Genomic DNA, 13,796 nt, shown 5'->3' on the forward strand with positions numbered 1-13,796 from the left:
GGTTTATTTTACGATAATAACAAATTATTAACCCTAATTTTACAAAAAACATAATTATAAATAACTAAATTTTTGTTTATGAGTAAAAAGATAATATTGTTACTCCTTTTCTTATCACCGTTTTTGATGCAGTCGCAAACGATGAGTGTGAGAGGTGTTGTAAAAGATGCTTCGAATGGTGATGTTTTGCCAGGTGTAAGTATAAGTATTAAAGGAACCACTATAGGTACGCAAACAGATTTTGATGGTGTATATAGTCTTGCTAACGTAAAAAGCGGAGCAGTTTTAGTTTATAATTATTTAGGCTATGAGGTAAAAGAAGTTGTAGTAAATCAAGAAACAATAGATGTTTTGTTATCTCAAGCTACAGAATCTTTAGATGAGATTGTAGTAATAGGGTATGGTACTCAAAGTAAAAAAGAAGTTACTGGTGCAGTATCTGTAGTTTCTAGTGCTACTATTGAAGATTTAAATCCTACAAGAATTGAGCAAGCTTTACAAGGGCAAGTCGCAGGTGTAAATATTACACAATCTTCTGGTTCTCCTGGTGCTGGTTCTAACATTCGAATTAGAGGGGTTTCTACAAATGGAGACAGTAGACCTTTAATTCTTTTAGATGGTAGGGTTATAGAAGATTTAAGTGTGGTGAATCCATCAGATATTGAATCTATAAATATTTTAAAAGATGCGTCTGCAGGTATTTACGGTGTACGTGCTGCAAACGGAGTTATATTAGTAAAAACTAAGTCAGGAAGAAAAAATACAGATTTTCAATCTATATTAAACATTTCTGCAGGGTTTCAAAATACAACAAGAGAAATCCCTCTTTTAAATGCAACAGAATATGCTTTGCTAGCTAATGAAGCTTATGCTGCAAATGGTGAAGCTTTGCCATTTGCTACTGTAAGTGGTTTGGGGCAAGGTACAGATTGGCAAAATGCGGTGTTTGAAACAGCACCAATTTATAGTATAGACTACACCTTAAATAAAGGTACAGAAAGATCTACTTATTCTTTAGGGCTTTCAGTTACCAGTCAAGATGGTATTGTAGGTGGTAGTAAAGCTAACTTCAACAGAAGAAATATTCGTTTTAATTTTGATACTGACTTAACAGATAATCTAAAATTTACATCTTCTACTATTTATACAAATACAAATAAGAAGAATTTAATAGAAAATGCTTTAGGATCTATCTTATTTAATGCTTTAAATATGCCACCAACTACTTCTGTTAGAGATAGTAATGGTAATTTTTCTTTACCTCCAGTAATTGGTACAGGTATAGAAGTAGCAAACCCATTAGCTCAAATAGACAATGCGAATAATAGAACTTGGGTTAATAAAATTTCTGGTAGTTATGGTTTAAGCTACAAGTTTTTAGATTATTTCACAGCAGAAACTAGATATCAAGCAAATTATGCAGTTTCTACTGCAAACACTTATAATAAGGTAGCTAATTTTGGTAACAACAATGTATTTAATGTTGATTTAGGTACGTTTACAGATTTTAGCCAAAGCTTTTTCGATTATACTTTCGATGCTTTTATCAATTATGAAAGAGTATACAATGATGTACATAGTGTAAAAGCGATGATTGGTACTTCTGTGTTTAAAACTACTGGTAGATTCCAAACAATTTTAACAAGTAATGCAGAAGGAGATGATTTAAATAGCGTAATTATTGGAACTCCTGTTTTAAATGGAGATGGTTTAGAAATTTTTAGAAACAATAATAATGGAGATAATTTAGTGTATGATAGTAGATTATTATCATACTTTACAAGATTACAATATGCTTATGATAGCAAATACTTATTCTCTGCAGTTTTAAGAAGAGATGGTTCTACTAATTTTGGTCCGAAAAACAAATTTGGATTCTTCCCAACAGCATCTTTAGGTTGGGTAGCTTCAGAAGAAGATTTCTTACAAGATTCAGATATTATTAGTTTCTTAAAGTTGAGAGCAAGTTATGGTATTATTGGTAATGATAGAATACCAGGATTTAGATTTGTTTCTGTATTAAATGGAGAAGCAGAGTATGTTTTTGATAATCAATTAGCACAAGGTATTGCATTAGGGCCAATTGCAAATCCAGAAATTAAATGGGAGGAACAAAAGCCTTTAGATATTGGAGTTGATTTAGAATTATTTGATAAAGTAAACATTACTATGGATTACTTTAAGAAAACAACAGAAGACTTATTAGTTTCTGCACAAACATCAGGTATTATTGGTGTGGCAGCTCCAGGTTCTTCAGTACCTGTTGTAAATGCAGGTACAGTTGTAAACTCAGGTTTTGAATTTGCAATTGGCTATAGAGAATCAATTTCTGAAGACTTCGATTTTAACGTAAATTACAACTTCACAACATTAGATAACAATGTAACTTTTGTAGGTAATTCAACAGGAATTATAGAAGGAGGTTCATTTGGTGTAGGTCAAGATCCACCTTCAAGAATGGAGGCAGGTTTTCCAATTGGTTATTTCTACGGTTATCAAACAGATGGTTTATTCCAAACACAAGCAGATGTTAATGCACACGCAACACAAACAAATGCTGCACCTGGAGATTTAAGATTTGTAGATGTAAATGGTGATGGAGTTATTGATGCTGATGATAGAACTTATATAGGAGATCCAATTGCAGATGTAACAATGGGTTTAAACTTATCATTCAATTATAAAAACTTCGATTTTAATGCGTATGCATTCGCTTCATTAGGAAACGAAATTGTAAGGAACTACGAAAGAACACTACCATTAACTAACAGAGCCACTTATTTCTTAGATAGATGGACAGGTCCTGGAACAAGTAATACAGTACCAAGAGTTACAACAGGTGCTACTGGTAACAACTTATTCTCAGATTTCTTTGTAGAAGATGGTTCATTTTTAAGATTACAAAGTGTACAATTAGGATATAGTGTGGGAGATGCAGCTTTAGAAAAACTACAGTTCAATAAACTTAGATTCTATGTTTCTGCTAGTAACTTATTTACACTTACTAAATACAAAGGTTATGATCCAACAACATCAAATGGAGCTCCAATTGGTGGTGGTATAGATCAAGGTTTTTACCCAAGTCCAAGAACATTTTTATTCGGAATGAATGTTAACTTTTAATTAGATATAAGATGAAAACAATAAACATAAAAAAATATTTAGTCGCAATTTTATTTCTAGCAGTAACTATTTCTTGTAGTGATGATTTTGTAGATGTACAACCTACAGGAGATAATTCAGAAGATTTCTTTAATTCTGAAGAAGATTATCAAAATGCCTTAATTGGTGCTTATGATATGTTACAATCAAGCTACTTAAATGTAATGTTAGGTGAAATTGCTTCAGACAATACCTTAGCAGGTGGTGAGAGTGCTACAGACGTTTTAGGTATTCAAGAAGTAGATGATATGGTTCACACTCCACAAAACGTGCAGTTAAGAGATATCTGGAGCTGGATGTATGCAGGAGTTAACAGAGCAAACTATATCTTAGAATTTAAAGATAAAACCGATTTTGTTGGTAAAGAGCAAGTAATCGCAGAAGCTACATTTTTAAGAGCTTACTATTATTTTGAATTAGTGAAGTGGTTTGGAGATGTGCCTTTATCAGTAGATAAAAGAATCGAGTTTGGAGAGCAATTTACAATTGATAGAACTCCAAAAGCAGAAATTTATACGCAGTTAGAAGCAGATTTAACTTTTGCTGCTGCAAATTTACCTTACGTGCAAACTCAAGCAGGTAGAGTAACTAAAGGAGCTGCACAAGCTTTATTAGGTAAAATCTATTTATTTCAACAAAAATACGATGAAGCTGCTACTGTTTTAGACGATTTAATTTTAAATGGTCCATATGATTTAGTAACAGATTACAATACCATTTTTGAAGAAGCTGGAGAAAACAATATAGAATCAGTATTCGAAGTTCAGTATTTTGAAGGTCAAGGAGCAGGTTTTGGCTGTTTACAGTGTTCAGAAGGTAATGTAGCAGTAGGTTTTAGTGGAATTAGAAACTACACAGGTCCAGAGTTTTCATCAGGATTTAGCTTTAACGTGCCAGTTCAAGAAGCTTATAATGCATTTGAAGCAGGAGATTTAAGAAGAGACGTTGCTATTTTAGATATTAATGCTTGGGCAGCTTCTACAGGAGCTACTTTTGGTGAAGGATATGAGCATACAGGATATTTTAATAGAAAGTATTTACCAAGAACTAGAAGTTCTAACGCTCAAGGAGATAGAAACTTAACAAATCCAAACAACTATAGAGCAATTCGTTTTGCAGATGTATTGTTAATGGCAGCAGAAGCTTTCAATAGAAGCTCTACTCCAGATGATACTAAAGCGCAAGCTTACTTAAACAGAGTAAGAGAAAGAGCTTTTGGAAATGCTACTAGAAATATTGTTGCAACAGGAGATAACTTGTACAATAATATTTTAGAGGAAAGAAGAACTGAATTAGTGGGTGAAGGTCATAGATTTTTTGATTTGGTAAGAACAGGTAGAGCTGCACAATCAATAAACGGATTCGTAACTGGCAAGCATGAAGTTTTTCCAATACCAGCAATTGAAATTCAATTGGCAGGAGATCGTTGGTCACAAAATCCTAATTATTAAAAAATTACAAGAATGAAAAAAATGAAAAATATTTATAAATTCTTCTTTCTATTATTGGTGGTTGTTGCCTGTGAAGAAGATTTAAGAGACACGTCTTTTGCAGATAATATGGCCCCTCCAACAGAGGTTACTGCTAGTTATGCAATTACACAAGACAATACAGGTTCTGTAACAATTACACCAACAGCACAAGGAGCTGTTAGTTTCGAGGTTTTCTTTGGTGATAATTCAGATTCAGCAACATTAAGTCAAGGAGAAAGTGTAGAACACATTTATGCAGAAGGTACATATCAAGTAGTTATAGCAGCTTCTAACTTAGCAGGAGATGTTGTAGAAACAGTTCAACAATTAGTAGTTTCATTTCAAGCACCTCAAAATTTAGTGGTGGTTTTAGAAAATGATGTTGCAGTTTCTAAACAAGTTAATATTACAGCTACTGCAGATTTTGCAGCGATGTTCGAATTTAATTCTGGTGAAACAGGTGTTTCTCAACCAGTAGTTACAGGTAACATAGGCGAGACTATTTCTTACGTTTATGCTGCTCCAGGAACATATTCTGTTGTAGTTACAGCAAAAGGTGGTGCAATTGCAACTACAGATTTTGCCGTAGATTTCGAAGTAACAGAAATTCTTGCACCTACAGAAGCAGCACCAGTTGCTCCTGCAAGAAATGATTCAGATGTTGTATCTATTTTTAGTGATGTTTATACAGATGTAACTTTAAATGAGTTACCAACCACTTGGTCTGCAGGTAATTTTGAGGCAATTTCTATTGCTTCAGATAATGTTTGGAAACTTACAGCCCTAGACTTTTTAGGAATAGTTACAAACTACGATAATGGAATTGATCTTTCTGGAATGGAAATGATGCACATTGATTATTGGGTTCCAGAAGGAACTACAAATGAATTGTTCGTAAAGATTGTAAATACAGTTGATGGAGGTGAAGATATTGAGTCTTTAGGAACTACAGTTGGTGGTTCTTGGCAAAGCGTTGATATTGACATGACTGGTTTTGATGGTGGTAACCTTGCTAACAAAGAAAAAATTACACAAATCTTAATTGATTCTGATGGAATTTCTGGTAATGTTTATGTAGATAACTTCTATTTCTACAAAGCACCTTCTAGCACTGTAACTTCATCTGTACAAGATTTTGAAGGTACTGCACCAACATTTACGGTATTTGGTAATATTGCAGCAACAGAAGTTATTGCAAATCCAGATGCTTCAGGTATTAATACATCTGCAAATGTTGCTAAGCTTACAAAAACTTCTGGTTCAGAAATTTGGGCAGGTACTTTCTTTGAAACAACTACACCTTTAGATTTTAATAATTACAGTAAAATAAGTGTAAAAACATGGTCTCCAAAAACAGGAGCTCAAGTTAAATTAAAACTAGAAAATGCAGATGCATCTATTACTCACGAAGTAGATATGAATACTACAGTTTCTAATACTTGGGAAGAGTTATTATATGACTTTAGTGCTGCACCAGCTGCAGATTATGTAAGAGTAGTAATATTCTTCGATTTTGGAAATGCAGGTGATGACTCTGTGTATTATTATGATGATATTAATTTAGTAGACGATTCTGGTGTTTCTGCAGGGTTAACTTTTCAAGACTTTGAAGGTGCTGCACCAACATTTACAGTTTTTGGTAATATTGCAGCAACAGAGGTTATTGCAAACCCAGATGCTTCAGGTGTTAATACAACAGCAAATGTAGCTAAGCTTACAAAAACTTCTGGTTCAGAAATTTGGGCAGGTACTTTCTTTGAAGTTGGTTCAGCTTTAGATTTAGATAACTATTCTTCTATCAGCGTAAAAACTTGGTCTCCAAAAGCAGGTGCTCAAGTAAAACTTAAGTTAGAAAATGCAGATGCATCTATTACTCATGAAGTTGATTTAAACACAACTGTAGCCAGTTCTTGGGAAGAGTTAACCTACGATTTTAGTGGAGCTCCAGCAGGTGATTATGTGAGAGTAGTTATTTTCTTCGATTTTGGAAACGCAGGAGATGATTCTGTTTACTATTATGATGAATTACAATTAAAGAATTAATTAAATAATTTAATTATGAAAAACATAAAAAATATATTCTTAAAAACATTTTTACTTTCTATGATTGTAACTTTCATAGGATGTCAAGAAGATGAATATTCCTTTGGTGAAATTATAGCACCAACTAATATTCAGATTACTGCAGAAATTGTTGGTGCAGATGCTGCTAATCCTAATGGAGATGGAAGTGGTGTGGTTAACTTTTCAGCATCAGCAGACAATGCAGTTTCTTATAAATATTCTTATGATGGAGTAGAAGTAGTTGCATTATCAGGTGAAACTTCAATAAGCTTTAGTGAGTTAGGTTTAAATACTTATACAGTTACTGTTGTTGCAACAGGTACTGCAGGTATTGCAACTTCAAAATCTATAGATGTAGAAGTTTTATCAACTTATGCACCACCTGTAGAATTAAAAACTAAATTATTTGGTTTTGATCCTGCAGATCCAACTGCGGTTACTTCTAGAACTTGGAAAGTTCATGCTGCTAAAGCTAAACATTTTGGTTTAGGTCCTGTAGCAGGTAGTACTATTGCAGAATGGTATGGAGCAGGTCCAGATGAAAAAACAGGTGTTGGTATGTATGATGATAGAATTACGTTTTCTTCAGATGGTACTTTTTCTTATGTAACAAACGGAACTATTTTTGGTAGAGATCCTTACATCGTAAATGATTTAGGCCCAAATGTTTCAGGAACTCCAAATGGTGCAGATATTGAAAACTATGCATTTTTAGATTATACAGAAACGTATGCATTAACAGCTCCTGGAGGTGTAGAAACTATTAGCATTTCTGGAAACGGATTTATAGGTTATTACACTGGTGGTAGTCATAATTACGAAATTTTTGATAGAGGAACTCCAAATGAATTGGTTTTAAGAACAACTGATGGAAATGCAGAGTTCGATTGGTGGTTCATTATCACTTTAGAATAATATTTTGAATTAATTAATTGAAAGTTCGAAACCAGTAAAAGAATTTTTTTGCTGGTTTCATTTTTTAAAACTTTAATTAATACTAATTTATTTTCATGAAGACATCAACTAAGTATTTATTAATCTTTCTTATTTGTCTGTTTGCGCATCAAACTAATGCACAAAAGCAAACAGAGGTTTCAATTGTTTCTGATGATTTAGGAATGAAATTAAAAGTGAATGGAAAAGATTTTATGATTAATGGTATGAACTGGGATTATATTCCTATTGGCACCAATTATTCATTTAGCTTATGGAATCAATCAGACGATTTTATAAAAAAAGCCTTAGAAAGTGAAATGTCTTTATTAAAAGATATGGGTGTAAATGCAATTCGTGTTTACACAGGAATTCAGCCTAAATGGATTTCTTATATCTATAAAACTTATGGTATTTATACAATGCTAAACCATTCTTTTGGTAGGTATGGAGTAACTATAAACGAAGTTTATAAACCAGTTACAGACTACAGAGATAAAGCTACTAAAGAATTACTGTTGCAAGAAGTATCTAGCCTTGCAAACGAATATAAAAATACAGAAGGCTTATTACTTTATCTTTTAGGTAATGAAAATAATTACGGATTATTTTGGGCAGGTGCAGAAACAGAAGACTTTCCTGATGATGCAGAAATGAAAAAAGCAATGGGTGAAAAACGAGGTAGACCCATGTACAAACTTTTCAATGAAGCTGCATTGTTAATGAAACAAATAGATAAAAATCATCCAGTAGCCATGTGTAATGGAGATCTTTTATTCATTGATATTATAGCAGATGAGTGCCCAGATGTAGATATCTATGGTACAAATATGTATAGAGGTAAATCGTTTGGAGATGCTTTTGAAGAAGTAAAAAATAAATTGAACAAGCCAATTCTGTTTACAGAATTTGGTGTAGATGCTTTTAATGCACTTGAGAAAAAAGAAGATCAACAAATGCAATCTTTTTATGTTTTAGAAAACTGGAAAGAAATTTATACAAATGCTTATGATTTAGGAAAATCGGGCAATTCTATTGGCGGGTTCACTTTTCAATTTAGTGATGGTTGGTGGAAACTTGGTCAAACTATCAATTTAAATAAGCATGATGAAGAAGCAAATTGGACGAATAATGGCTATACATTAGATACTAAAAATAATAGTCCAAATATGAATGAGGAATGGTTTGGAATTGCTGCCAAAGGTTTTTCAAATGAGGAAGGTTTGTATCAATTATACCCAAGAGCAGCCTACTATGTATTGCAGCAAGCACATCAAATTAATCCTTTTAGTAAAGGAATATCAGTAAAAAAAATAGAGCGTAAGATTTGTAAAATAAATCAAAAGAAAGCGGTTAAAAAAGGCTTAGCGAATAAAAAGCTTTTAGAAATTACACAAAAACAATAAACAACCAATATAAAAATATATTTATACTAATTATATGAATACAGATTTAAACCCTCAAGTTAAAGGTGAATTAGTAACCTTAGCCAACGAATCTTATTACAAAATTTCTAATAGTCACACAATGCGTCCTTTTTTTATGACGATTGTTTCAGACTCAAATCATTGGATGTTTATTTCAAGTAATGGTGGTCTTACTGCTGGTAGAAAAAATGCAGAATATGCTCTTTTTCCTTATTATACAGATGATAAGATTACAGATTTAGCAGAAACTACAGGTTGTAAAAGTATATTTCATATTACTAAAAATGGTAAGAAAAACTTGTGGGAACCATTTTCTGAGAGACAAGCAGGAATCTACAATATCAAAAGAAATATCTACAAAAACATTTACGGTAACAAGGTTATTTTTGAGGAAATAAACGAGGATTTAGAAGTTTCATTCAAGTATGAGTGGAACTCAAGTGATGAATTTGGTTTTGTAAGAAAAGCAACCTTTGTAAATAATTCTTCAGATAATTTAGAAGTTTCTTTATTAGATGGTGTACAAGATGTTATACCCTATGGAGTAGGTTCAGATATTCAAGGTATTCGTAGTAATTTAGTTGATGCTTATAAAAAATGCGAACTTGAAAAAGATTCTGGTTTAGGTATTTTTAGTTTAAGTGCTATAATTGTAGATAAAGCTGAACCTAGTGAAGCTTTAAAGGCAAATTTAATTTGGTCTTTAGGTTTAGAGAATCCGAAACATTTATTGTGTTCATTACAATTAAACAATTTTAGAAGAGGTATTGACCTTAAAGAAGAGGTAGATGTTAAGGCAGAAAAAGGTGCTTATTTATTAAATAGTTCAATTTCTGTTGCTGCAAGCTCAGAAAAATCTTGGTTATTGGTTGCAAACGTAAACCAAACCGTTTCTGATGTTGTTCGAATTTCTGAACTGATTAAAAGTGATAAAGATGTAGCTGATATCTTACAGCAAAGCATTAATTCAGGTACAGAAAATTTGATAAAATTAGCTGCAGCTTCAGACGGATTGCAATTGTCTAATGATGCTCTTGTGAATACAAGACATTTTTCGAATACGCTTTTTAATATAATGAGAGGTGGAATTTTTGATGACAATTATACCATAGAAAAAGATGATTTTGTAACCTATTTAACAAAGGCAAACAAGCCATTAAGTGAGCTTAAAGCTGATTTATTAGCCAATTTACCTGAAACTTTTTCATTACAACATATTAAAGAATTAGCAGATAATGATGCTAACAAAGATTTTAAAAGACTTTGTTTAGAATACTTACCATTAAAATTTAGTAGAAGACATGGTGATCCAAGTAGACCTTGGAATAGGTTTTCTATCAACACTAAAAGTGAAATAGATGGTTCTAAGGTTTTAGACTATGAAGGTAACTGGAGAGATATTTTTCAAAACTGGGAAGCATTAGCACATTCTTACCCTCAGTTTATTGAGAGTATGATTCATAAGTTTTTAAACGCAACTACTTTTGAGGGGTACAATCCTTACAGAGTTACTAAAGATGGTTTTGATTGGGAGGTGATTGAAGAGAATGATCCTTGGTCTTACATAGGTTATTGGGGAGATCACCAAATAATCTATCTATTAAAATTTTTAGAATTTATAGAAAAACATTATCCATCTAAATTAGCATCACTATTTAATGATGATATATTTGTTTATGCTAACGTTCCATATAAAATAAAATCGTTTAGTGATATTTTAAAGAATCCAAAAGATACTATTGATTTTGATCATAGATTAAACGAAAAAATAGAAGAAAGAAGGGCAGAAATAGGTGCAGATGGTTCTCTTTTAAGAGATAAAAATAATCAGCCTTATAAAGTGAATCTAATAGAAAAACTATTAGTAACAATATTAGCAAAGGTTTCAAACTTTATACCTGAAGGAGGTATTTGGTTAAACACACAAAGACCAGAATGGAACGATGCCAATAATGCTTTAGTTGGTAATGGTGTTTCTATGGTAACTTTATACTACTTAAGAAGGTTCATCAATTTCTTTGAAGGTGTTTTAAATGATGCCACATCTAATGAAGTTCAAATTTCTGAAGAAGTTGCAACCTTATTTAACGAAGTAGTTTCTACACTAAATAATAATCAGAGCATATTAGATTCTAGTGTTTCTGATATGGATAGAAAAAGAGTTTTAGATGGCTTAGGAAATCCTGCTAGTGATTATCGCTTAAAAGTGTATAAAGACGGTTTTTCTACAGAAAAAACAACACTATCTAAAAATGATTTATCACATTTCTTAAAAATTACAAATGAGTACTTAGAGCATAGTATTAGAGCGAATAAGAGAAGCGATAATATGTATCATGCTTATAATTTAATGACGTTAGAAAATGATAAAGAGGTTTCTATATCTTATTTGTCTGAAATGTTAGAAGGGCAAGTTTCGGTACTAAGTTCAGGTTATTTGTCTCCAAAACAAGCGTTAGATTTATTAGATGGTTTAAAGGCATCTGCTTTGTTTAGAGATGATCAATACAGTTATATTTTATATCCAAATAAAGAGTTACCAAGATTTACAAAAAAGAATAACATACCAAATAATAAAGTGGATAACTCTGAGTTATTGCAAACTTTAGTTAATGATAATAACAAAGAAGTTATAGAAAAAGATGCTTTGGGTAATTATCATTTTAATGGTAATTTCAATAATGCAGATAGTTTAAAAGAAGCTTTTAACAATTTACCAGATTCATATCAAGAATTGGTAACTAAAGAGCAAGATTATGTTTTAGGCGTTTTTGAAGAAATTTTTGATCACAAAAGTTTTACAGGTAGATCTGGAACCTTCTTTGGTTATGAAGGTTTAGGCTCAATTTATTGGCATATGGTTTCTAAATTGCTTTTAGCTGTTCAAGAAAACTGTTTACTAGCTATTAATTCTAATGAAGATGAAAAAATAATTGGAAGATTGTTAGATCATTATTATGAAATAAATGCAGGAATTGGTGTTCATAAATCACCAGATTTATATGGTGCTTTTCCTACAGATGCTTATTCACATACTCCAGCAAATAAAGGAGCTCAACAACCAGGAATGACAGGTCAAGTAAAAGAAGATTTGTTAAGTAGATTTGGTGAGTTGGGTGTTTTTGTAACCGATGGTAAAATTGTGTTTAAACCAAGATTATTAAAAGAATCTGAGTTTTTAACAGAAGCAAAAACGTTTAATTATATTTCAGTTGCAAATACAGAAGAAGCTTTAGATTTAAGGAAAAATCAATTGTGTTTCACTTACTGTCAAGTACCAATTTTGTATACAATTTCAGAAGAAGAAAAAATTGAAATCACTTTTGTTTCTGGAGATAAAAAAGTCTTTAATGCTTTAGCTTTAGATGAAGCTACAAGTAATGAATTGTTTAATAGAGCAAATAAGGTACATCAAATAGAAGTATTTATTACAAAGTAATTGAATGAAGAATAGCTTATTTACATACGTTTTTTGTGGTCTTATTTTGGTTTTATCTTCTTGTAAAAACGAAGTTAAATCGAAAGAGAGTTCAGGTTTACAACAAAAAACAGAAGTAAAACTTACAGCTAAAGATATTTTGGGTAATCCTAAATATTTAGCAATTTCTTATGGAGGCTATAGAGCTAAATCAAGAACAATTCAACCAACAATTGCACAATTAAAAGAAGATTTGAAATTGTTACATGCAATGGGTATTCGAATAATAAGAACCTATAATGTGCAAACTCAATATCCTCATGCATCTAATGTATTAGAAGCTATTCATCAACTAAAAAAAGAGGATGATTCTTTTGAAATGTATGTAATGTTGGGTGCTTGGATAGATTGTTTAAATGCTTGGACAGACAAAGCTCCAAATCACAATGAAGAAAGTCCGCAAAACGAAGGTGAAATAGAAAGAGCTGTAGTTTTGGCAAATAAATATCCAGACATTGTTAAAATCATAGCAGTAGGTAATGAAGCTATGGTTAATTGGGCTGCAAGCTATTATGTGCAACCAAAAGTAATTTTAAAGTGGGTAAATCATTTGCAACAATTAAAGAAAGATGGTAAACTTTCTAAAGATTTATGGATTACTTCTTCTGATGATTTTTCATCTTGGGGTGGAGGTCCTGATAGCTACAGAACTGAAGACTTAAGGCAATTAATTAGAGCTGTAGACTATGTTTCTATGCATACCTATCCTTATCATAACACACACTATAATTCAGATTTTTGGACTACTCCAGAAGCCGATAAAAAATTATCTAAACAAGAGATTGTAGATAAAGCCATGGTTCGTGCTTTAAATTTTGCAAAAAATCAATACGAGAATGTGTCTGAATACGTAAAATCAATCGATTCTACAAAGTCAATTCATATAGGAGAATCTGGCTGGGCAACAGTTTCTAATGGCCATTATGGATTTAATGGTTCTAGAGCTACAGATGAATACAAACAAGGTTTATATTATAAAAGTATGCGTGATTGGACCAATAAAAATCAAATATCATGTTTTTATTTCGAAGCTTTTGACGAACAATGGAAAGATGCTAAAAATGAAAATGGTTCAGAAAATCATTTTGGGTTGTTCACCTTAAAGGGAGAGGCAAAATATCCAATTTGGGATTTAGTAGATGAAGGAACCTTTGCCAATTTAAAAAGAGATGGTCATCCTATTAAAAAAACGTTTAATGGCAATATAGATATGCTTTTGTCAACTGTGAATTTACCGAACACAGATTATAAAAAGTAGTA

7 protein-coding genes are annotated in these 13,796 nt (G+C 31.9%); all 7 read left to right on the forward strand.

Annotation, left to right across the window (positions count from 1 at the left end; genetic code table 11):
* Positions 1-78 precede the first annotated feature (78 nt).
* The 7 genes from MED152_RS00435 (at position 79) to MED152_RS00465 (ending at position 13,794) form a co-directional block, all read left to right on the forward strand.
* The gene (locus tag MED152_RS00435; protein ID WP_015479862.1) at positions 79-3,123 is read left to right on the forward strand and encodes a TonB-dependent receptor; all 3,045 of its coding nucleotides are present in this window, start codon (positions 79-81) and stop codon (positions 3,121-3,123) included.
* Positions 3,124-3,134: 11 nt separating this feature from the next.
* Positions 3,135-4,613: a RagB/SusD family nutrient uptake outer membrane protein gene (locus tag MED152_RS00440; protein ID WP_015479863.1), complete on the forward strand. Its 1,479-nt coding sequence runs from the start codon at positions 3,135-3,137 to the stop codon at positions 4,611-4,613.
* 12 nt (positions 4,614-4,625) lie between these two features.
* Complete coding sequence (locus MED152_RS00445) at positions 4,626-6,677, forward strand: hypothetical protein (protein WP_015479864.1); 2,052 nt, start codon at positions 4,626-4,628, stop codon at positions 6,675-6,677.
* A gap of 15 nt (positions 6,678-6,692) precedes the next feature.
* Positions 6,693-7,613 (forward strand): hypothetical protein, encoded by a 921-nt coding sequence (locus MED152_RS00450; protein ID WP_015479865.1) that lies wholly within the window; start codon positions 6,693-6,695, stop codon positions 7,611-7,613.
* Between the two features lie 95 nt (positions 7,614-7,708).
* Positions 7,709-9,037 carry a glycoside hydrolase family 2 TIM barrel-domain containing protein gene (locus MED152_RS00455; protein ID WP_015479866.1) on the forward strand — a complete coding sequence of 443 codons (1,329 nt, stop codon included), beginning with the start codon at positions 7,709-7,711 and terminating at the stop codon, positions 9,035-9,037.
* Between the two features lie 34 nt (positions 9,038-9,071).
* Positions 9,072-12,497 carry a hypothetical protein gene (locus MED152_RS00460; protein ID WP_015479867.1) on the forward strand — a complete coding sequence of 1,142 codons (3,426 nt, stop codon included), beginning with the start codon at positions 9,072-9,074 and terminating at the stop codon, positions 12,495-12,497.
* 4 nt (positions 12,498-12,501) lie between these two features.
* Positions 12,502-13,794: a glycosyl hydrolase family 17 protein gene (locus MED152_RS00465; protein ID WP_015479868.1), complete on the forward strand. Its 1,293-nt coding sequence runs from the start codon at positions 12,502-12,504 to the stop codon at positions 13,792-13,794.
* Positions 13,795-13,796: the final 2 nt, after the last annotated feature.

The organism is Polaribacter sp. MED152 (genome assembly GCF_000152945.2).
In the GTDB taxonomy this organism is placed as follows: domain Bacteria; phylum Bacteroidota; class Bacteroidia; order Flavobacteriales; family Flavobacteriaceae; genus Polaribacter.